General features: G+C 50.0%; 15 protein-coding genes and 1 pseudogene. 6 read left to right on the top strand and 10 right to left on the bottom strand.

Features of this window, described 5'->3' with window-relative positions; all coding sequences use genetic code 11:
* Positions 1 to 5: 5 nt before the first annotated feature.
* The 3 genes from ACJJIW_RS20380 to acnB form a co-directional block, all read right to left on the bottom strand.
* A complete protein-coding gene (locus tag ACJJIW_RS20380) occupies positions 6 to 1,118 on the bottom strand; it encodes an alginate lyase family protein (protein WP_444936202.1) in 1,113 nt (370 codons plus the stop codon).
* A gap of 1,525 nt (positions 1,119 to 2,643) precedes the next feature.
* Entirely contained in the window at positions 2,644 to 3,453 is an 810-nt protein-coding gene (locus ACJJIW_RS20375; RefSeq protein WP_282932171.1) for a sulfotransferase family 2 domain-containing protein, read from the bottom strand.
* 404 nt (positions 3,454 to 3,857) lie between these two features.
* On the bottom strand, positions 3,858 to 6,473 hold the full coding sequence (gene acnB, locus ACJJIW_RS20370; RefSeq protein WP_282932172.1) for a bifunctional aconitate hydratase 2/2-methylisocitrate dehydratase: 2,616 nt from the start codon (positions 6,471 to 6,473) through the stop codon (positions 3,858 to 3,860).
* A gap of 304 nt (positions 6,474 to 6,777) precedes the next feature.
* On the opposite strand from acnB, the gene ACJJIW_RS20365 reads away from it, so the two are divergent.
* The gene (locus ACJJIW_RS20365; protein ID WP_413662547.1) at positions 6,778 to 7,227 is read left to right on the top strand and encodes a DUF1289 domain-containing protein; all 450 of its coding nucleotides are present in this window, start codon (positions 6,778 to 6,780) and stop codon (positions 7,225 to 7,227) included.
* A gap of 42 nt (positions 7,228 to 7,269) precedes the next feature.
* Here ACJJIW_RS20365 and ACJJIW_RS20360 read toward each other — a convergent pair whose 3' ends face one another.
* A complete protein-coding gene (locus tag ACJJIW_RS20360) occupies positions 7,270 to 8,205 on the bottom strand; it encodes a hypothetical protein (protein WP_444936201.1) in 936 nt (311 codons plus the stop codon).
* Between the two features lie 220 nt (positions 8,206 to 8,425).
* Between ACJJIW_RS20360 and ACJJIW_RS20355 the strand changes: the two genes are divergently transcribed.
* Both ACJJIW_RS20355 and ACJJIW_RS20350 read left to right on the top strand, forming a co-directional pair.
* Positions 8,426 to 9,052, top strand: coding sequence for a MiaE family protein (locus ACJJIW_RS20355; RefSeq protein WP_282932175.1), 627 nt, complete (start codon positions 8,426 to 8,428; stop codon positions 9,050 to 9,052).
* A 2,212-nt stretch (positions 9,053 to 11,264) separates the two neighbouring features.
* Positions 11,265 to 11,483: a hypothetical protein gene (locus ACJJIW_RS20350; protein WP_444893382.1), complete on the top strand. Its 219-nt coding sequence runs from the start codon at positions 11,265 to 11,267 to the stop codon at positions 11,481 to 11,483.
* A gap of 475 nt (positions 11,484 to 11,958) precedes the next feature.
* On the opposite strand, the gene ACJJIW_RS20345 is transcribed toward ACJJIW_RS20350, so the two are convergent.
* Positions 11,959 to 12,219 carry a DUF3081 family protein gene (locus ACJJIW_RS20345; protein ID WP_282932177.1) on the bottom strand — a complete coding sequence of 87 codons (261 nt, stop codon included), beginning with the start codon at positions 12,217 to 12,219 and terminating at the stop codon, positions 11,959 to 11,961.
* A 71-nt stretch (positions 12,220 to 12,290) separates the two neighbouring features.
* On the opposite strand from ACJJIW_RS20345, the gene ACJJIW_RS20340 reads away from it, so the two are divergent.
* Positions 12,291 to 12,755 (top strand): DUF3429 domain-containing protein, encoded by a 465-nt coding sequence (locus ACJJIW_RS20340; protein ID WP_444936200.1) that lies wholly within the window; start codon positions 12,291 to 12,293, stop codon positions 12,753 to 12,755.
* Positions 12,756 to 12,808: 53 nt separating this feature from the next.
* Entirely contained in the window at positions 12,809 to 13,438 is a 630-nt protein-coding gene (locus ACJJIW_RS20335; RefSeq protein ID WP_444893384.1) for a malonic semialdehyde reductase, read from the top strand.
* A 197-nt stretch (positions 13,439 to 13,635) separates the two neighbouring features.
* Here the strand turns inward: ACJJIW_RS20335 and ACJJIW_RS20330 are convergent.
* Positions 13,636 to 14,091, bottom strand: a pseudogene (locus ACJJIW_RS20330) (DUF2269 family protein).
* 129 nt (positions 14,092 to 14,220) lie between these two features.
* On the opposite strand from ACJJIW_RS20330, the gene ACJJIW_RS20325 reads away from it, so the two are divergent.
* On the top strand, positions 14,221 to 14,691 hold the full coding sequence (locus tag ACJJIW_RS20325; protein ID WP_282932181.1) for a YpsA SLOG family protein: 471 nt from the start codon (positions 14,221 to 14,223) through the stop codon (positions 14,689 to 14,691).
* A gap of 2 nt (positions 14,692 to 14,693) precedes the next feature.
* Here the strand turns inward: ACJJIW_RS20325 and adiC are convergent, their stop codons facing one another.
* The 4 genes from adiC to ACJJIW_RS20305 are packed head-to-tail and all read right to left on the bottom strand — an operon-like array spanning position 14,694 to position 21,949.
* Positions 14,694 to 16,175, bottom strand: a complete 1,482-nt coding sequence (adiC, locus tag ACJJIW_RS20320) for an arginine/agmatine antiporter (protein ID WP_444913394.1) — start codon at positions 16,173 to 16,175, stop codon at positions 14,694 to 14,696.
* Positions 16,176 to 16,183: 8 nt separating this feature from the next.
* Entirely contained in the window at positions 16,184 to 18,487 is a 2,304-nt protein-coding gene (locus ACJJIW_RS20315; RefSeq protein ID WP_444936199.1) for an Orn/Lys/Arg family decarboxylase, read from the bottom strand.
* Positions 18,488 to 18,528: 41 nt separating this feature from the next.
* Positions 18,529 to 20,241, bottom strand: coding sequence for a thiamine pyrophosphate-dependent enzyme (locus ACJJIW_RS20310; RefSeq protein WP_282932183.1), 1,713 nt, complete (start codon positions 20,239 to 20,241; stop codon positions 18,529 to 18,531).
* Positions 20,242 to 20,266: 25 nt separating this feature from the next.
* Complete coding sequence (locus tag ACJJIW_RS20305) at positions 20,267 to 21,949, bottom strand: FMN-binding glutamate synthase family protein (RefSeq protein ID WP_444936198.1); 1,683 nt, start codon at positions 21,947 to 21,949, stop codon at positions 20,267 to 20,269.
* Between the last annotated feature and the right edge of the window lie 54 nt (positions 21,950 to 22,003).

The following is a 22,003-nucleotide window of genomic DNA, read 5'->3' as shown; positions in this document are numbered from 1 at the left end:
GTATTTTACTCAGGGATCTCTGGAGTTAACTTCTTGGTGGTTGTGAATGAATTGCTATGTTCTTCGTAGCCTAAATTCCAAAATGGGTGAATTGCTGTTTCAATAGGAAAAATAGATTTGTATTGGGGGATATGCTTGGGGCCAAGTTTGATTCGTAAATTCAGTAGTTCCCCATATTGTTTTTGGTAAGCATTGATAATTGGGAGCAGCCTTTGCTTATCAATATCTTTAGCATTTCTATGAATCTCAAATTTCTGTAGGAACCAGCGTATTCCTTGTTGGACACCAGCTCCGTCTCTTGCAGTAAAATTCCATAGGTTCTCATCTAGCGTCATTGCCAATTCAGCAAGATGTATCCATAACTGCAGATTGAGACACTCATAGTGAGTGCTATTTTTTCCTTTGGTTTTTGGTTGTTGCTTACCCGAAGCATCAAATTGTTCCAGTATCCGGAAACGAGAGTCTCTAAGGGTTTTCCTGACAATTTGTGTCTGGTCGAGATAGAGAGCTACCGCTGCGACCTGTAAATCATACTGTGTGCCAAGATACCCCAAATCTGAGCGCATAGACTGACCGCAGGGGCTTCCTGTTAACCAGATGAGGTGCCGTTTCAGGAGATCGTCTAGTTGTTGAATTCTTGTTGAGTAGAGTCGATGTGTTTGTTTTAGGTTTTTTAGAGTAGAAAGCAAGTGGGCCAGAAGGCTGGGGTTTGCAGTCTCTAGTCGTCTGGTGTTTGCTTTGTCTTGGGTATCTGGGAATAGCTTGAGTAGGCTATCGTCGATTAATCGGGAAAACTCTGGTCTTACCTTGTGAGATTGAGCAAGGCCTGCAATCACTAAATCCTGCAGCAGGCAGTCTGTTGAATTGGATTGTAACTTCTGTTGTGCTCTCGCTGCTCTCTGTGTGGCTTCGCTCAATAGAGTGAGATAAGAAAAGCTGAGGTTACCCGTACTATTCGGTTCAGATGGCATGGTGGTTGGAGTATTTTTGTTTGGGGTGTAGTTGTCCAGTTGATCTAGCATTGTAAGGATGGCTTCGGAACGGGTTTCTCCCCGCTCTCGGCTGGACTGTTGATCCGTTCTTTCTAGGTGGGGTTTACCAGAAAACAATCTGGCCACCCAGGCGCCCTGAATGTAGTGGCCTGCATCCTTTGAGTAGTCAGGGCATGGGAGATCCCAGGGAAAAACGGCCCAATCATCCCATTTCCCCGGTACCCCTAGGCGCCATAAAAATTCTACCTTAGGGCGTCTTCCGTAGCAGAATCGGCTATCAAAAACCTCTGTGCTATCAGATCGAAATAGAACCTGTGGCTCCTCTGTGGGGGAGGGTTCGAAGTCTTCACGCAGTATGGACTGATTATCCAATAATCTTGCCATTGGGATAATATGGTATGGGTAAGTGGCATGGTTGAGAACTTGTTGTTTTATTGCGTTCCAGGCTTTTGAACTCACAAAGCAATTGCCATCCCAGGGTAAAATCCAATCTGCTTTTGATTTGCCATCTTTCAGAGCGAGATTTCTCGCTCCATTATTATTCATTACATAGTTGTTTTTATGACGGTATAGACCCAGCTCGGCTTGTATTTCCAAATCCCGTCGCATGCAAAGGTCTTTCAGTTTATAGGGGGCATAATTAATCGGGTAATCCAAGATGTTCCACCCAATTTCTTTGTATTCATCCCAGTGAAAGGGGATTCTCAAGTAACTTTGTTTGTAATTGCAAAGCAGTTTGATAATGGCAGTTTCCTCGCTTGGGTCGACAATTCGGTTGAGGATGAACACCTTCTTGCAACCCTCTAGTGGAGGTTCATGCTGCAAGATGAATTCAAGATTTTTGTAGGATTGTCCGGCACTGTGTCGAGGGATTAGGTCGTTGCCGATAATTCTGTAAAGAATAAAAGTCTGTGCATTGTCTGATGTGCTTGTATAGGAGTTACTTGGTATAGTCTTTGGGTAGGGTGGGCGACTATTGGGGAAGTAGAAGTTTGGGAAATGGCGATGCTTGTGGAAGATAGCATTGATTAGGCGACCGGCATACTTCAGGGTCTTCCGTTTGAATTTTTGAATGAAAAACGCCCGGCGATTCTGCCACCGTATTAAAAAAGTATCTTTACCGGGAGTTATTGGTTTTTGTTTAAAACCAGGGTGTTTAATGGGCATTGGTATCTATATTCTTATAGTTCGATATTTTGAAGGTGTATTTAAGCGAACCTTATTGTTATCAGGGGAATTCCTAATGGTCGAACTTTTACATTATGGCTTGTAAATGATTATAGCTGACCTGATTTTAGGGATGGAGAGGCAAAGGAAGTTGTAAATTACGCCATCACTGAAGCTTATCGCCATTAGTTGATACAAATTGAGGTGGTTATGAGTGATAACAATTCGCGTCGTTCCACTTGTCTTCTCGGGTAGATTCAAAGGTAGCTATATTTCAAGCAATAATCGAGAAGTTTTCGCTGTTGTGGGTGCGGATGATCTAAGAGATATGTTTGGAGGGAGTTTCTTATATTTGTATATGGGTAGCAACATTGCGCTCTTTTTATTTGAATCAGCATAACTTATACCATTCGTAATCCTCTCCCCCTTTGCAGGGTTGTCGTCTTGGTGGGGGCTTCCACGACTTGGTATGTTTTCAGTGTTTTTACATCTCTTTGTAACCCTTGCCAGAAAATATTGGTCCATGCTTATCAGTAAATCTTTTGTAAATTTCCATATCATATTGGCAAATCTTCTCAATTTTCTTGATTGCTTTTGCGTCTGATTTTATCTCCTGAGCAAGTTTGGTATTAGGACTCTTGTTGATCTTAGGGATGTCTAGTTTTATATCGAAGTCTTTAGATATTTGTTGGGTTAACTTATTTAAATGATCAGTTGTGCCAACAACTGAAAACTGCTGTAAATTTTCTAAGGCCCGCTCTATATGCTCTGAAGGATTGGAGTCGGCAAAATCGGAAAAATACCGTATGAAAACTTGCCCTGTCATGGCCCCAACCTGGGATTCTATATATTTTTCCAGCGGGAGGGAGTTCTTGTCCCATTGGCTCTTTTTGTAGGTGTTGTAGGTGTAGAGAGATATCCATCTGTCAATAGGGTTTCGTAATACTGTTATAAAATTCCATTCGCGGGAAAAATTCTTTACAACATTCGGACGGCAGAATGAGTGTCCGTGCCCATAATAATTAGACTTTATAGACAGGTTGTGAACCATTACAGTTTCTCGTACAGACATCATTGGCATTTCTAATACGTCTGATGCTCGTTTGCTAACTGCTCGTTTAATACTGAAACTGCCTAATTTATTTGGCTCATAATATTGAGAACTAATGGCGGAGTGCAGGGAGGAACCTGCACATTTCGGGATGTGGCAAAAAAAGATTTTAGGGGGAGATTCGAGTCTTATAGGAAACTTTTTGAATGTAGGTCGGCTAAATTTCATCAATAATTTTTTCATTTAAAGAAAGTCTATCGAGTAATAGAGGTTGTTTTCCAATAAATCATCGAATTTAATTTTCTAAGGTTTCTCGTTGTAAACTCTGTATGAATGCCAATCTTTAAATCTAGCCGGTGGTAATGAAGTGGGCAATATATTGTTTGCTTAGTGGCGGCTTTTATGTTGTTTAGCCTTTCAATTTAAGGCTCATCTCCCGAATCTCAGCCGGAAGAATGTATACACTTTCGCAGTGGGGTATTTCAAAAGTTTATTTATGGGCCAATAGTGGTTGTGACTTTAGGGGCTTGCGTAGGAATTAGCGGCAGGAAAATCTGGTTTTGCAGGGTAGGGAGATAGAAATATTTTTTATAGACAAAAAAAGCCCCGCTAAATTGCGGGGCTTTTCGTCTGGATCAGGCTGTCACCTAGACATTCACTTCCTGGATCTCAGTCGCGGCGATGCGCTTGCCTTCTTCGGCAGACTTTTGGAAGTCTTCAATCTGATCGAAGTTCAGGTAGCGGTAGATCTCGCTGGACATGGAATCCAGGTTCTGTGCGTATTCCTGGTACTCAGCCGGAGTCGGCAGTTTACCCAGGATGGCGCCTACAGAAGCCAGCTCAGCGGAGGTCAGGTACACGTTGGCACCATCGCCCAGACGGTTGGGGAAGTTACGGGTAGAGGTAGACAGTACGGTGGCGTTCGGTGCTACACGTGCCTGGTTACCCATACACAGGGAACATCCGGGCATTTCGGTGCGGGCACCGGCAGAGCCGTAGATGTTGTAGTAACCCTCTTCCATCAACTGGTGCTCGTCCATCTTGGTGGGCGGGGAGATCCACATGCGTGTGGAGATGCCACCTTTGTGTTCTTGCAGCAGTTTACCGGCAGCGCGGAAGTGGCCGATGTTGGTCATACAGGAGCCGATAAACACTTCGTCTACCTTGTCGCCAGCAACGTCGGACAGCAGGCGAGCGTCGTCTGGATCGTTAGGAGCACATACGATCGGTTCTTTGATCTCGGCCAGGTCGATCTCGATGACTTCCAGGTATTCGGCGTCGGCGTCCGCTTCCATCAGTTTCGGGTTGGCCAGCCACTCTTCCATGGCGCGCGCGCGGCGCTCCAGGGTACGCTTGGAGCCGTAACCTTCAGCGATCATCCAGCGCAACAGGGTTACGTTGGAGCGCAGGTACTCAGACATGGTGTCTTCGGACAGCTTGATGGTACAGCCAGCAGCGGAGCGCTCGGCGGAGGCGTCGGACAGCTCGAATGCCTGCTCTACAGTCAGGTCTTCCAGACCTTCGATCTCGAGGATGCGGCCGGAGAAGATGTTCTTCTTGCCTTTCTTCTCAACGGTCAGCAGGCCCTGCTTGATGGCGTAGAGAGGAATGGAGTGCACCAGGTCGCGCAGGGTGATGCCGGGCTGCATTTTGCCCTTGAAGCGCACCAGTACGGACTCAGGCATATCCAGCGGCATAACACCAGTAGCGGCGGCGAAAGCTACCAGACCGGAACCTGCCGGGAAGGAGATACCCATGGGGAAGCGGGTGTGGGAGTCACCACCGGTACCTACGGTGTCCGGCAGCAGCATGCGGTTCAGCCAGCTGTGGATGATGCCGTCTGCCGGGCGCAGGGAAACACCGCCACGGTTCATGATGAAGTCCGGCAGGGTGTGCTGGGTGCTGATATCAACGGGCTTGGGGTAGGCCGCAGTGTGACAGAAAGACTGCATTACCAGGTCGGCGGAGAAGCCGAGGCAGGCCAGGTCTTTCAGTTCGTCGCGGGTCATGGGGCCAGTGGTGTCCTGGGAGCCCACAGTGGTCATTTTCGGCTCGCAGTAGGTGCCCGGACGGATACCTTCAACGCCACAAGCTTTACCAACCATCTTCTGCGCCAGAGTGTAACCCTTGCCGGTGTCGGCAGGTTGCTCAGGCTTGCGGAACAACTCGGAAGGCGCCAGGCCCAGGGCTTCACGGGCTTTGCCGGTCAGGCCGCGGCCGATGATCAGGTTGATACGACCGCCAGCCTGAACTTCGTCCAGCAGTACGTCGGACTTCAGTTGGAATTCAGACAGGACTTTACCGTCTTCAGCCAGGATCTTGCCGTCGTAGGGGCGGATTTCGATAACGTCGCCCATGCCCAGTTCGTCAACAGGGGCTTCGAATACCAGCGCGCCGGCATCTTCCATTGTGTTGTAGAAGATTGGGGCAACTTTACCGCCGATACAAATACCGCCGCCTTTCTTGTTGGGCACGCCGGGCATTTCGTCACCGAAGTACCACAGTACGGAGTTGGTGGCGGATTTACGGGAAGAACCGGTACCTACTACGTCGCCAACGAAAGCAACGGGCAGGCCTTTGGCTTTAACTTCTTCAATCTGCTTCAGCGGACCGGTAACGCCAGCTTCTTCTGGCTCCAGGCCGTCGCGCTTCATTTTGTACATGGCCAGCGCGTGCAGGGGGATGTCCGGACGGGACCAGGCATCCGGTGCCGGAGACAGGTCGTCGGTGTTGGTTTCGCCGGTTACCTTAAATACGGCAACTTTGATGCTCTCGGGCACTTTGTTACGCTTGGTGAACCACTCGGCGTCAGCCCAGGATTGGATGACTGCTTTGGCGAATTCGTTGCCGGTTTTGGCTTTCTCTTCCACGTCGTGGAAGGCGTCAAACATCAGCAGAGTGCCTTTCAGCTGCTCGGCAGCCAGCTCGGCCAGATCTTTGTCGTCCAGCAGCTCGACCAGGGTGGAAATGTTGTAGCCGCCCAGCATTTGGCCCAGCAGTTCTACAGCGTGTTTGCGATCGATCAGCGGGGATTCTGCTTCACCTTTGATAATGGCGGACAGGAAACCGGCTTTAACATAAGCGGCTTCGTCAACGCCCGGCGGAACGCGGTGGGTGAGCAGGTCAACCAGTTCCTGTTCTTCGCCTTTTGGCGGATTTTTCAGCAATTCAACCAGGCCGGCGACTTGCTCGGCGTCCAATGGCTTTGGCGGAATGCCTTGTTCGGCGCGTTCGGCGACGTGTTTGCGATAGGCTTCAAGCACTGATAAGTCCCTCTTGGTGTGTGGGGTGGCACCTACAGCGGGTGGAATTCCCGGTCTATTAACGGTCAGCCGGGATTTTTTTTTCGAGGCCGCTGATGGCGGGGGGCGAATACTACAGGAAAGCCCTACTGCTGTTAAGTTTATCGAAAAATCAATAATTTAAGTGAATTATGACTATTTGCTAGGTGAATTTTAGTAGTTTGGCAGCTGGTACTTCCCCCCTTTTCTTGGCGGCGGAAACAAAATAGGCTACGCGCAATTTGAAGGCCGCGCGGGCGGCATAAATAGGTTGGTCGGATAGTTAATGTATAAGAAGGTTCGCACGCCCTGTATCGGTGTTTGCTCCACAGGAATTGGCGATGATGTTTGTCGTGGCTGCAAGCGCTTTGCACACGAGGTGATTGATTGGAATGCCTACAGTGAAGAACAGCGCCGGGTAATTGCTGAGCGCCGAGAAGGGTATTTGGTGAATGCGGTGCGCAGCCAGTTGGAGATCGTGGATCGCGAGCTGCTATTGGAGCAGCTTCATCACCAGCGGGTCCGTTTTGATGAAAGTCAAAATCCCTACTGTTGGGTGTTCGAACTGTTGAGGGCAGGGGCCAGCCAGATATCAGACCTCAAGGCTTTTGGGTTGCAACTCACCGCACAGGCGCGCGGCGTCCCACTGGTGGAAATTCGCCGCCTTATCGATGAGGATTTTTACGCACTGTCTGTCGCCTATTACCAGCGCTACGTGGCGCCGGGTATTACCTAGGGCGGTTCAAAAATTGATGGCAGCCCCATTTGGGGCTTAGGTTCAGCGCTGCTGGCGCAAAAATACTCTGAGCGCCGGTAGAAAGGGTTCGCTGGCGATTGCCAGATCCCGCCTCTGGCGCCGTCGACTCAAACTCGGTTGATGGTCGACTCGGGTGAATTCAGGCAGTTGCCCGGCTTCGTTGGCTTCTACCAGAATCGGCATGGAGGAATAACCGACCTGATGATATTCCTCTTCCTCGCCTAGCCCGTGCCCATAGAAGATTTCCGCTACCTGCAGATTGGGGCGACTCTGTACCTGCACCTGGCGTAAATCCTCCTGCTGGCTTTTGTGTAGCCCGGCGAGCAACTGGCGCTGGTATTGGATACCGGGATCGGACCCTTGGGGGTCCAGCTGCACCAACTTCTTTTCACACCATTTCACCGTGACCTTGCGAATGGATTTACGCGCCTTGATCCATGAAAGAGTGATGGCATCAGGCCGCTTCAGGCACATTAACACCAGGCGGTAGCATTGGCGCAAATGCGCGCGCGGGTATCCAGCATCCGCAAGCACTTCTCGCACCGTACGATCCTGTTCGGCAACTGGCCGCTCCGCCAGGGCGCTGCGAAGTTCGGCAATAGCCTTGGCGAAGATCTCTTTGTGGCTATTGAGTTGTTGGGCAAACTCAAGGGTTTTGGCCGGTACCGCCAATAAACCCGGTACCTGTAAAGTAGCGCGGGCATCTCCTCCGGCGCTAATGGGCTCCAGATAGTCGAGTTGTGAGTAGAGAGCGCCTGACAATGAATAGGGGCGTTCAAAGCTCTGATTGAGGCTGAGTGCGGCATCCTGTGCGAAAGGGGGCTGAAGTAGATAGTGCTGCCAGGGTTTCTCGGCATTTTGCAGCAACTCTAGGGATTCTCTCAGGGCTTGGGCGGCGCCATGGACATTTTCTAATAACGGCGGGATAGCTTTTGCCTGGGTTCTGTAGTCATTCATCAGATATGCCGGATAAAAAGTGATTTTTATATTAATGCACTTAATAAATCGTTATCAAGTTGAGTGTATTTATCACTAGGGACCTTCCTGGATAATTGCAGCCCCGGTTTGTCAGTCGGGGGAGTAGTGCCCGCTGGTGGTTTAAAAGCGGGCGTTTGTGGCTTGGGGCCGCTATAATCCCGCGCCAAGTTATTTTGCTCCGGTTAAGTTTGTTCGCCCTATGAATGCTCAAGTCCCAGATCTGTCCGCTATCAATGAATTCCTGCTGTGTCCTACGCCCGATGCCTGGGTGGAGGCTGCATTGAAGGAGCCGGAAATGATGCTGATCGATCATGCCAACTGCGAGAAAAAAGCGGCGGGTACTGCCTTGAACCTGATGTTTCGCTATCTGAATGACTTTGAGCTGCTGAACAAAATGTCGCGTCTGGCTCGCGAAGAGTTACGCCACTTTGAGCAGGTGCTGGCGATTATGGAGAAACGCGGTATCGCCTATCCCCACGTTAGTGCCTCCCGCTACGCGGCCGGTCTTCGTGCCGAAGTCCGCAGCGCAGAGCCGGGGCGACTGATCGATACGCTGATTTGTGGCGCTATTATCGAGGCGCGCTCCTGCGAGCGCTTTGCACGGATTGCGCCTCAGTTAGATGATGAGTTGCAGAAGTTTTATCTCTCCCTGCTTAAATCTGAGGCGCGTCACTTCCGCGATTATCTACATCTTGCCCAGAAGGCTTCCGATGAAGATATTCAATCTAGGGTTCAGGCACTGCTGGAGAAAGAAAAGGAATTAGTGGAAGGCAGTGATGGGCAATTCCGCTTTCACAGTGGTGTGCCGGAGAGTGCCGGGCAGTAATTCTCGCTTGGCCTGCTAAGGTGGGTCAGATTTACAGGAAGCTTTTGCACTGATGTTAATTGGCTACAAGCTTCCTGATTCTATGGACCCCTGTTACACATTTTTGTTTTAAAATTCAGTACGGGCTTCTTTAATACTTCTCTGGTATAAGCCGATATTGCTTGATCGAACGCTATAGGCATGCGGGGTGAGAAGTACGTATTAAAGGGTACTTGTAATCTGTACTATCGTTAGAATGCTAGAAAGTAAACTTCGTACTCCAGGGATGGTTCTATTAAAGCTCTGTTAACCGCAGTTTTGAAAAATATTTTTACTGCCCTGTAGACTTCTACAGGGTATCCCTCCCTTAAAAAGACAAAGCTACGTTTGTATGGCGTCAATGTGTTGAAGTAGAGTATTTAAGCGCCGTTACTCTTTACTCTTTACTCTTTTGTTCTGGCTCGATCACTTTGAGCTCTCTAAAAGAAGTCGATAGCGAGCTATTAAGGCTCCCAAAACCAACTCGAATCTGTCCGGACTAGTGCCAGAAAAAGATCTGGCAGGCCTCTGGCTGAAGTTCTTTACTGACAGCCTGGTAGAACGATCTACTTCAGTAAGCCGGGGGTAAGTTGGAAGGGAAAAGTAAGATCAGAATCTAGCTTGTTGATAAAACCACTCATCTCCAGCTGCTAGTAGTGCTCAGCGAGTGGTCGTGCTTTCGGCGATGGTCTTCCACTCTTTTTTTTAACAAATTGTTCAGATATGCTGATTTCGAGCAGAATTGAAACCAGAGTATGCTGCTAGTGCTTTGAAGGCTATTTACTGTTTTGTGCAAATTCAGGTGAGTGCCAAATAGGAATTTTCTTTGTGTTTAGAAGTCTGGTGATTGCCTGTGGGGCGGCGGCATAACAGTTGCTGGAGTTGCGCCAAGTTTGTCTGGTCGAGGAGGTAAGTTGAATGTGTCAGTCTCTCAGTTTTTCCTGGGTAACTGCGGGCTAAGGCGACAGGCTTGATCGAGCCGACTATTTAATGGGGCTCACACCTAAGGTGGCCCAATGTAAAAATTTCCATTAAAACCTGGTTTTGTTAGCTTTAGGTTTGCGTAATGATTCGCCGGGATGATTCTTATGGTGGACTGGTACCAGATAGCCTGGTTTCTCTCCTCCCTCCCCAAAATAAGCTGTCTTTCAGTTCCTGGCAATATATAGGTGCGGATAGAAATACAAAGACATGGCTGTTTTTTTCTTTACTCGATAATTTTGAGTAAGGCCTTATAAAACAAGACGATATCACGATGGCTCTAGTCACTCAGGCTGCTGAGAATTTTGGTTTGTAGCTAATATAAGGGGTTTTGGGACGCTCCACAGTAGATATGACCCTGATTTACATTTACCCTTGGGTAGATGGACGTATCAATAAGGCTTTTAAACTCCTCTTGGGGATTAAGGCTACCTGACTTTCATCAAGAAGGGCCACAAAAAGATAGTTAATTTCCCTCTTTATCCTGTTGGGATAGGTTAATATTTTGCCGTTGGAGTGCCAATATGGGTAGCTGACTCGGTATCAGTATTGATGCGCAAGGCGATATCTTGTAAATATTTCATTGACTCTTGGGGTGTTAAAAAATATTTACATGCAACTAAAAGTAAGGAGCGATTTCAAAAGAAGATCGAAGAGATGGTGACTTGGTTACATGGTGTCAAATATATGACAGTAGATTCAGGGTCTGGTGCAACGCTGTCATCTTCCATGATAGCCTTGACTTTACGCTAGATGTAGATACTGCCATTTTGGGGCTTATGCTCAATCAAATAGCGGGTTTTAGATAATCGGTAGTTAGATTTTTTAAATGGGATTCCATCATATGGTCAAGTCATGCTCCCTTGTTTTAGGGGATGACCGGCAAGCACTTCGGGCTTATTCCGGTGATAATATTGAACCTTTGACGGTGTTGATGCTCTTTTGGACTCCTGGGGGATTGAATATGATCCAGAGGGTGTCGACTACCACAGCTTCAGCTTTGTTGGCCACATTGTTCCGTTAGTTGTACCTGGGATGATCGCGTTGGCGTTATTTCATTCCTGAAAGCTAATAAGGTTCCATATGAGATTTTTAAGTTTAATTTAATGGGTTTGAAGGCTGTTCAAATATCCATTAGTGTGGATGTTCCATAAATAGGGAGGTTTTTGGAGGACGGGAAGATGAAAAACTGGATCAATTAAGAGGAATTTTTATGAAAATTATATGTAGATTTTTTCTTGTTGCTGTAATTGTCAGTGTGTCTTTTGCTGGCTCAATACATAAGGATGTGGTTTATGCTTCTGCATTTGAAGGAGGAAAAACCCTTTCACAGGAGACGTTAACGGCCGAGAGTGGCACTTCTGGTGCAATGGTGGATAACGTTGGTTATATTATTGGGGCAATAATTAAAGCTCTATTGGGAGAGGAGTGATATTTTAACCCGGCGGACTTATGACAAAGTAATAGGTTAAAGTTCCGCTGGGTTATCTCTTGTTGCTGTAGCTACTTGCGTACTTGGTCTTTCATGGGTTAATGAAATTTGTCGAAGGGTAGTGGCAAATTTTGTTATTGTGCAAATAGAAGTCGTCCCAACGTATTGTAATTATCACATGCTCAATTTATAAATTTGCAGCCAGTGGATCAGTAGAGTCTTTTTCCTGCCTATAGAGAGTGCTGAAAAACCCGATATCACCCAAATAATTTTATAAGATGAAAGATGATCAATTTGTTGGATGCTGGCTACAGCAGAGTCAGGCTCCAGTTTTAAATCAGGTGTATGCGGTATTTCTAGACTTTTAGTTTTGATTGAGAATAGTGTCTCTGTATGCACAAATTCTGTTATTCTAATGAGTGCCGAAGGGCACTCTTAAAGTGGTGTCATTTTGGTGCTCGTAGATTCCTTTCTTTTATTCTGAATCAAGCTTTTTCAGCAACCGGATAAATTCTTCAAGTTCTTTGTTACTGGTGGAGTCTACAGAAAATTTATTGTGAAAAAATATGGTGAGTTTTACTTTGGGGGAGTTGATGAACACTGTATAGCCGTCATAGTCAGTACTGACGGCCAGCCCCTGGTAATGCCATTCATTGCCTTCTTTGAGTCCCTTCTTTGTCGCTTTATCAAATACCCGCAGCGCTTGTTTAACGTCAATCTTCTGTTCGGCATCCATTGCTGCTTGCCCTTGCCGCTAAGCTTGTTGCTTTGAGATGAAACTGTCTCTGACTTGGAAGCTTAGACGACATGGACACTGACAGCCATAATTACCCTAAAGTAGATACCCGGTTTTTTGACTGGTTAGCTTATTTTGGTCTGATTCCATTTGTCGTTGGAATCTTTATGCAGTGGCTGGGGTTATCGATTTTGGGGGTGACTCCGCGCCTGCTGTTCACGACCTATAGCGCTGTGATACTCAGCTTTCTTTGTGGTGTCTGGTGGGGTGCTGCACTTAATCGGGTGGGGCACCCGCACCGGCTGATGTTGGCGCTGCTTAGCAATCTGGTGACGCTATTGGGTTGGGGAGCGTTGCTGATGTTTCGCACTTCCTGGGCGCTTCCAGTGCTGCTGCTCGCTTTTGGCTTTGTTGCCTGGGCTGAGGCTAAGTTGAACCCTAACTTGCCGGGGCGAGACCAGTATTTCCGCACCCGTAGTATTGTGACTTACTTGGTGATGTTCTGCCATCTGTTTATGATCCTGCTACTCCTTTGAAATGGCATGCGCAAACTAAACTGTTACCAGAGAAGTCATTTGGGGTAGCTTTTATGCAACCGGTTTCCTCTGGAGTGCTCGATCAGTTGTTTAACGAGGCTCGAACCCATAGTTACTGGCAGGACAGGCCTGTTTCGGAAGCGGTTTTGAAGCGGCTATACGATCTGGTCAGGTTTGGGCCCACTAGCGCGAACTGTTGCCCCATGCGATTGGTTTTTGTCGTAAGCAAGGAGGCCAAGGAGCGACTTAAACCGGCCCTCAATGAAGGAAATATCAAAAAAACAATGCAAGCCCCGGTGACTGCAATTGTTGCCTACGATATGCATTTTTATGAGAACCTACCGAGACTTTATCCTCAGACCCCTGCACGGGAATGGTTTGCCGACAATCCGGAATATGCTGAGGTAACGGCATTTCGTAATAGTTCCCTTCAGGGGGGGTACTTTATTTTGGCTGCGCGGGCACTGGGGCTTGATTGCGGACCTATGTCGGGATTTGATAATACGCTGGTTGATGAGGAGTTCTTCAGTAAAAGGTGTTCAGCGCCAGCATTTTTACCTGAGCACTTTCCTGACTGCGTTATTAAATCTAACTTCCTGTGCAACCTGGGGTATGGAGAAACTGAAAAGCTGCATCCGCGTAATCCCCGATTGGATTTTGATGAGGCATGTAGGACGTTGTAAGTTGATGGGGTCAGTGTATTCCACACTTGTTGAATAATTTAAATGTCGATTGGTAAAGTTAATGTGTGGTTTGATTATTTTTAAATAATCTCATCAATTAACCTACCTGAGAGAATTTTTTATTGAGGGATTGTCTTTATCTTTAAGGTACAAGCTAAAAAAGTTGCTCATAGTTGATTTTAATATTGCCATCCAATTTACAGTGGAGGTTTGGATACCATTAGATAGACAATAATAATGGTCATGGGAAATGCGATAGCCCCGAGCAGGCACCAAGCCATCATTAGCTTGCGCATTTTATCTAGATTACCGTCTTCTTTGGCATGTTTACGCAGCTGGTACTGAAGGTAAACGACCGGCAGCCACAACAAGAACACGGTTGCGCTGAGACCGGCGGCCAATTGCAGCTAGGCCTGTAGCATCCAGCTAGGATTGATCAGCAGCATACCCACCGCGCTGCCAAATAGACCAATTACCGCTGATCCCGTAAATATCCAGTCTGCCCGTACCGTTTCCCGGCTGACCCACTGCATGACTTGGGCATTTCCGGACAGCCAGCCCCTCAGGGTGTACCAAGCGATGCCGGTCCCTGTGCCGAGAACGACTATGGAGCAGAGGATATGCAGTGTTTTCAGTATCAGATAGTAATTCACAGTGCTGCCGGTCAGACTAAAGTTGGAGATAAATTAGTGGCTGCGACCGTTAATTTCAATGTCAATTATCGCTGGCTTGATGTCTGCTAGCTCAAGCTAGTAAGACGATGAACGATATGGGGGAGAAAAGTGATCTTCCGACCGGAGAAAATTATCAGTGGTGGTCAGACGGGGGCGGATACCGGAGGCCTGCTGGCGGGGCAGCGCCTGGGAATTGCCACCGGTGGCACAGCACCACAGGGTTACTGGACTGAGATCGGTGATCGGCCTGATTTTCTGAAAGGACTTGGGCTGATTGAAAACACGTCCCCGGACCTGGAAGAGCGTACTCGTGAGAATATCCGCAACTCCGATGCCACGGTTATCTTCACAACCAATCCCGGTAGTGATGGCACCCTGTTTACTATTGAGTTCTGCCAGGTATTGGGGAAACCACACTTGGTAGTCAATCCGACTGATGCCGATCGAGTACAACTGGTGCGCGACTTCATCCTCAAGAACCGTCCGCAGACGCTCAATGTGGCGGGTAACCGTGAATCCAACTCCCAAGGGATTACTGAAATTACCGCGGAAACCATCGAGAGGGCGCTAACCCGCTGAGTCTAGGGTTCAATGTGCCTCTCAAGATGATGACCCGAGGGGTTGGGTGCGCGCAGGCGCAATTCCAAGTCCGGGTATTGCCCTACGGAAAACCAGAAGAACAGGCACAGGGCAGCAATTGTGGCAAAGAGAGTGAAGTAGTGAACCCAGGCTGGTTCTGGCCCACCGGGTAGAAAGTGCTTTTCTTCAACGCTGCGACGGCGATTTAAAATTAGTGCATAAAAAATGACTGTCGCAATCACAAAGATCAGGGACCAGCGGGTTTGTTGCCCGTCAGATCCCACCAGGGCCACAAGGCAGTACACCGCTGCAATCAGCAAAATCACAGTAAACAGTCCGTACTGCTGAGGCGGCATTTTGCCGTAGGCCAAAACCCGCAAAGCTACCGCTGAATAGATATAGGGCATCAGCGTCATAATCACAGCGACAGAGGCAATTTTGCCAAACTGCTGGCTGGCCGTTGGCGATATGGTGGTAAGTATCAATACAGACATCAACACGGCTACTAGAGTCAATCCGCCGGTAGGCACGCCTTTGTTATTGGTGCGGGCAAATAGTGCTGCAAACAGGCCATCATCTGCCGCCGCCTTGGCAGACTGCCCCACCAACAGTATCCAGCCGCCCAATGAACCGATACAGCCAATAGCGGCGCACAGGGCTACGACATTGGCCGCAGTATTTCCCAGTGCCAGGCGAGCAGCATCGGCAAAGGGAGCGGAGGAGCTGATTAATTCCTGGTTCGGCAGCATCCCCATAATGACCGATGAGCTGAGTACATAGGCAATAGAAGCCAGGATAACTCCCCCAACCGTTGCGATTGGGACGTTCTTGGTGGGGTCTTTTACCACTGCGGCGGATACAGAGGCGGTTTCCACCCCAATAAAGGCCCAGAGCGTGAAGGTCAGGCTGGCCATAATAGCACTGGGGTCGCTTTTGCCTGAGACATTCCAGCTGCTGGTAAAGTTTTGCTGGTCGAACCAGAACCAGCCAAAAATAGCGGTGCCGAGGATTGGAAGCAAAACCAGGCCGGTGGTGAGGGATTGGATGCGACCGACGGTGCGCGGGCCCAGTACATTGGCGTAAGTTAGCAGCCAGACCATGGCAACCTGGGCCATGGCAAAAGTCAGTGGGTCTTTTAACGGTGGAAAAAAATGGGTCAGATAGCCCAGGCCTGCAGTAATCAGCGCAACATTACCGATTACATTGGCCAGCCAGTAAACCAGATTGGTTTGGTAGCCAATGTAATCGCCAAAAGCGCGGCGGGCATAGGCATAGGGGCCGCCGGCTGCGGGATAGATAGCGGCGAGCTTGGCAAATACCAGTGCCAGGGAGATAGCGCCGACGATGGTTATCAACCAGCCGATCAAAGAAATACTGCCGACTGCAGCGAGATTGGCGGGGAGCATAAAAACCCCGGAGCCCATCATATTGCCTGCAACCATCAGGGTTGCGGGGACCAGGCCTATTTTATGCTCCTCTTTGATAGGCGAGCCTATGGCGAGTCTCCCCGCAGGGCGTAAATATGATAGTGGCCGTCCTGCACCTCTACTCCGTGGTTATCGTGGGTAAAGCCTGGAAATTGCTGGTCGAAGGCTTCCAGAGTTCTCAAGTAAATCAATGCCGGACTATCTTCATCGCCAAAATTTTCGCCGGGCATTAGCAGAGGAATACCTGGAGGGTAGGGTACAACGCCCGTGGCAGCCGTACGTCCCGGTAACTTGCTTAGCGGAAGCATTTCCACATCGCCGCGAACCAGGGTTTCATAAGCTTGTACCGGACTGCAGTCAGCTCTAGGTAAGGCTGAAAATCCTGCAGAAATTTGCACTGTGGTTTGCAATTTTTTCATGGAAGCAAACATATTGTCTGCAAGGTCGCGCAGCCCGATATTGCGATAGGCTGGGGACTTTTTTATAAGGTTTGGCAGGCATTCACTTAAGGGCCGGTTGGCATCGAAGTCGCGCTTAAAGGCCAGTAAAGCATTGATTAGAGTGCCCCACTTACCCTTGGTAATACCGATAGAAAACAGGAACAAAATCGTAAAATCGGTAGTTTTCTCCACGATAATGCCGAGGTTGTCCAGGTATTTACTGACGATGTTGGCAGGTATTCCAGATGCAGACAGTTTGCCATCAGGGTTTATCCCCGGGGTGGTAATCGATACTTTAATCGGGTCCAACATGCAGTAATCTGGCTCAATATCACCAAATCCATGCCATGACTCGCCGGGGCCTAATAACCAGCAGCTGGGCTCATGACACAGGAGTTCTGCTGGGGCGCTGTGAAAGGCGTAGTTGTGCCCGTTACTGGGGTCGGTGACATGCTCGGGCTGCCAACCTCCGAAGAACCATTCTTCTTTATCGCGATACTCCTGTTGCAAACGGGCCAATACTTGTCGGAACGCTACGGCCTCAGCAATTGACTCCTCTGTTAATGCTTTTCCACCCGGTCCATCCATCATTGCTGCGCTCACATCATTGGAGGCCATGATGGAATAAAGTGGGGAGGTTGAGGCATGCATCATGAATGCTTCATTAAAGCGCCCATGCTCAATGGGTTTACGCCCATCGCGAATGTGAATCATCGATGCCTGGGACAATGCGGCGAGTAACTTATGTGTTGACTGAGTGGCAAATTTGCTCGGGCCATTTTTCGTGTCGGTTTCTCCCAAATCGTACATTGCGAAGCGATCTCGATAGATAGGATTAAATCGAGCGTATGAGTACCAGGCTTCGTCAAAGTGCAGGCGATCAACGGACTCGCCGAGAAGTTCTTCCACTCTGCGCACGTTGTAACAGAGACCGTCGTAGGTGGAATTAGTAATGACTGCGTGAACGGCACGGGAGTTTTTGGCGTGCTTGGACAACGGGTTTTGCCGAATAGCATTGGCAACAGAGCTGGCCGTCAACTGTTGGGGAGGGACAGGGCCTATGAGGCCGTAGTTGTTGCGTAGGGGAATCAGGTAGGTTGGAACTGCACCTGACATGGTGATCGCGTGTTCGACGGATTTATGGCAGTTTCGATCGCACAGAGCCAATTGCCCCCGGGTAACCGATGCCATCAATATCACTCTATTGGATGTCGAAGAGCCATTGGTTACATAGTAAGTGCGATCCGCACCAAATACTTTTGCTGCATATTGCTCTCCCTTGGCAATGGGGCCCGAGTGATCCAAAAGCGATCCCAACTCTGTTACAGAAACAGAGAGGTCCGAGCGCAACATATTTTCCCCAAAGAAATCGTAAAAAGCGCGACCCGCAGGGGATTTGAGAAAAGCTGTTCCCCCAGTATGGCCGGGTGTGTGCCACGAATATTCATGGACCCGGGCAAAGTGGGTCAGGGCGCGAAACATGGGGGGAAGAATGGCGTGGCGGTATCTTTCAATCGCACTCTGGATGCGACCGCCGATAAAGGTCGGAGTATCTTCCAGCATCCAGATAAAATCGTTGGCTAATTCCAGGGCCCGTCGCGGCATGTTGCTGACAGTCTGCTGATCTGCCAGAAGGAATACCGGCATTTGGGGATTGCGGGCGCGAAGTTCTTCCAATACAACCAGCGTGGGGCATTTCGCTTCACCGGGCAGGGTCCAATTAATCAGCAGGCATTGGATCGCGGTGTTAGTGCTCAGTATGGCGCAGGCATCACTACCGCTGGTGGTTGTTATTACGTCAATTTTTCGCTCTGATAACTCTGTCTGTAGCCTCATGGCGGCGCGGCCGGGAGCGCTGTTGTCGTCGACTTCACTGCTGGCGATCAGGGCCAGCATGCTGTTATGGCGTTGCTGTCCGAAATGATGCATGAGTGCCGCACAAACCTTTTGTTGTGGCCTGCTAAAAAGTCTCAGCGCAGGAAATTGTCTCGCAAAAGATCTACCACCTCATCGGCGCGGCCGTTGAGTATTGCCTTAAGTCCGAACAGTGCGGTGGAGGTGACTTGCTGCGCCGTAACTTCTGGTGGCATCACCAGTTCCACGCGGTTGGTCGGTACGCTGAGTAGCGCCGGTCCGTCAGTGGCGAGCCAGCGCTTCATGCTGTCCTCAAGCTGATCCGCACTCTCGATACTGGCACCACTGATGCCACAAGCTTCGGCAACGCGGCCGAAGTCCGGGTTATGTAAGTCGGTATAGCTGTCGAGTAGTCCTTCAATGCGCTGCTCCATCTCTACGAAGCCGAGGGAGTGATTGTTAAATACCAGGACTTTTAATGGGATTTTTTCTTGCACCAGTGTCAGCAGGTCCCCCATTAACATGGTCATACCACCGTCGCCGCACATAGCGATGACCTGGCGCCCGGGATAGGCTTTGGCCATGCCAAGCGCCTGGGGGTAGGCGTTGGCCATGGTGCCGTGGGAAAGGCTGGTAAGAAATGAGCGTTTGCCGTTGGCAGTGAGATCGCGGAGCATCCAAACCATACAGGCGCCGCCATCGGCGGTAAACACGGCATCCTCATCGGCCAGCTTGTTGAGCGTCTGAGCGACAAATTGAGGGTGAATCAGGCTGGGGTCTTTCTCTTTGCCGCGGCTTTTCATCTCTTCCCGATCTTTTTTGTATCGTTCGAGAAGGTCATTAAGGAAGGTACTGTCGGTGCGGGCCTTTAATCGGGGCAAGAGGGCTTCAATGGTTGGACCCACATGCCCAACCAGGCCCATATCCACAGGAGCGCGTCGCCCCAGGTGCGGCGCTTCCGCATCAATTTGAATAATGGTGGCTTTTTCTGGGTAGAACTGGGTGTAGGCAAAATCGGTACCCAGGCATAGTAACAGGTCACAAGTCTCCATGGCCCGGTAGCCTGCGGGATTGCCGAGAATCCCGGTCATGCCCACATGGCAGGGGTTGTCGTATTCGAGAAACTCTTTCGACTTGGTGGTGTGGGCAATAGGAGCGGCCAGGTGTTGTCCCAATTTTATTACTTCATCGTGAGCGTGACGGCAGCCGATACCGCCGTAAATAGTGATATTTTTTGCGGCGTTGATTTTCTTTGCCAGGGCGTCGAGTTCAGAGTCAGACGGACGCGCTAGCCATTCAGGGCGATGTACTGACCAGGGCAGACTGTCTTTGCTCTTCTCCTTGAACAAGTCGCCGCTGATTTGCACCACCGCGACTCCACCGCGAGTAAGCGCAGTTTGTGCAGCCTGCACAATCATTCGACGGGCTTGCTCCGGGTGGGTCATGGTTTCACAGAAGACCGAACACTGTTCGTAGAGCTTTTGCTGGTCCACTTCCTGTGGATAGCCGAACCCCTGTTCCGCACGGTCAATGCGGGAGGCAATCAGTACCACCGGGGCGCCATTGCGATGGCTTTCAAATATGCCGTTGATAAAGTGCAGGCTGCCGGGCCCGGCAGTTCCGGCGCAGACGCTCAGCTCACCGGTAAGGTAAGACTCACCCCCAGCGGCGAAAGCGCCCACTTCCTCATGGCGCACATGTATCCACTCCAAATCGGAAGTGCGCACCGCTGATGTGAAGTGATTGATGGTATCGCCGACAATGCCGTAACACCGTTTGGCGCCGGCCTTGACCAGTGTATCGACAATAATTTCTGAAACGGTCTGCATAGCAGTCTCCACAGATTGGGTGGGGCTAGCGGTTAATAGCGCGGCGGATTGACGCGTACTTGCCTTCTTCGAGCTTGATCGCAGGCTGAAAACTGTCTGCCTGTGCGGCCAGCCACCAGTGCCAGTAGGGCGTATCTTCTGGTGCGTCGATTAGGGAGTTGGTGTCGAGAAAATGCCAGATACGGTCTATCGGCCTGGATTCAGCGCCATTAATTCGGTGAACCAGGTGGTAGGGTTTCAGGTCCCGGGGATCGGTAAGTCCTGCACCGGCCACTATATCCCCCAGAGCTTCGAGAGTTTTTGCCTGGAAAGCAGCCGCCCTTTTACTCTGCACATCCACCACCAGCCCGCGCTGGCGCCGAGGATCCTGGGTGGTAACACCAGTTGGGCAGGTATCCGTATGGCAGCGCTGGGACTGGATGCAGCCCACGGAAAACATAAATGCCCGCGCCGCATTGCACCAGTCAGCGCCAATGGCCAGGCACTGTGCCAGGCCGGACGCGGAATAAACCTTGCCGCTGGCGGCCAGCTTCACCTTATCTTTCAGGCCCGCCCCCACCAGGGCATTGCGCACGATAATCAACCCTTCCAGTAGCGGCATGCCCACGTGGTTGGACAGCTCCAATGGTGCTGCGCCGGTGCCGCCTTCGGCGCCGTCCACAACAATAAAGTCCACCAGTTTCCCGGTCTCGTGCATGGCCTTCATAATGGCCATCACTTCGTAGATATGCCCTACGCAGAGTTTTATGCCTACCGGTTTGCCGCCGGAGAGTTCGCGCATTTGCTCGGCGAATTCAAGCATTTCAATGGGGGTGGAGAACATGGAGTGCGCGCGAGGGGAGACGCAGTTCTGCCCGGGTGTAACCTTGCGGGTGGAAGCGATCTCCTGGGTAACTTTGGCGCCGGGTAAAACCCCACCGTGCCCTGGTTTGGCGCCTTGGCTCAATTTAATTTCCGTCATTTTGACCTGATCGTTGCAGGCCTCGCGAAATAGATCCGGGTTAAAGCTGCCGTCATCGTTGCGCGCACCGAAATAACCGGTACCCAATTCCCACACTAGGTCGCCGCCATGCTTGCGGTGATAGGGGCTGATGCCTCCCTCACCGGTATCGTGATAGAAGCCGCCAATTGAGGCTCCCTTATTCAAGGCCTCTACTGCAGCGGCGGAGAGAGCGCCAAAGCTCATGGCGGAGATATTTAACAGGGCGGCGGAGTAGGGCTGCTTGCAGCGGCCCGTGCCCACTTCAGTACGGCAGGAAGTGTTTGCATTTTTCTCGGGCTTCACCGAGTGAGTGAGCCAGGTATATTCCTCACTCTGCACATCTTTTTCAGTGCCGAACGGATGCATATCGGAAAAACCTTCAGAGCGGGCGTACACCAGTCGTCGGGCTTCAATGCTGTAAGGGCGTCCCTCTTCATCACCCTCGACCATATAGGCGCGGAAATAGGGACGCAGATTCAGGAATATCCAGCGAATGCGGCCGGCAACCGGGAAGTTCCGCGTAATGCTCCAGTGGGGTTGGAGCATATCGTAGATTCCCAGTAGTACCAGTGAAACGCTAATTAATAGAGCCACCAGCCACCAGGCGCTGTCTGTAAACGTGAGCACCAAGAAGAATGGGGTCAGGATAAGAGCGGTAATGGGGATTATTGCGCGCTTTATACCATTCCGGCCGGAATAGGCGCACCAGGGGTTGGAGCTACTCATAAAATCAGGTTCAGCATCGTTACATAAAGTTCCGATACTGAACCTAGATCATTT

It is taken from the genome of Microbulbifer maximicatervae (SeqCode) (assembly GCF_052467815.1).
Note: the sequence above shows the minus strand (reverse complement) of the source record. Positions and strands in the feature narration are given on the sequence as shown.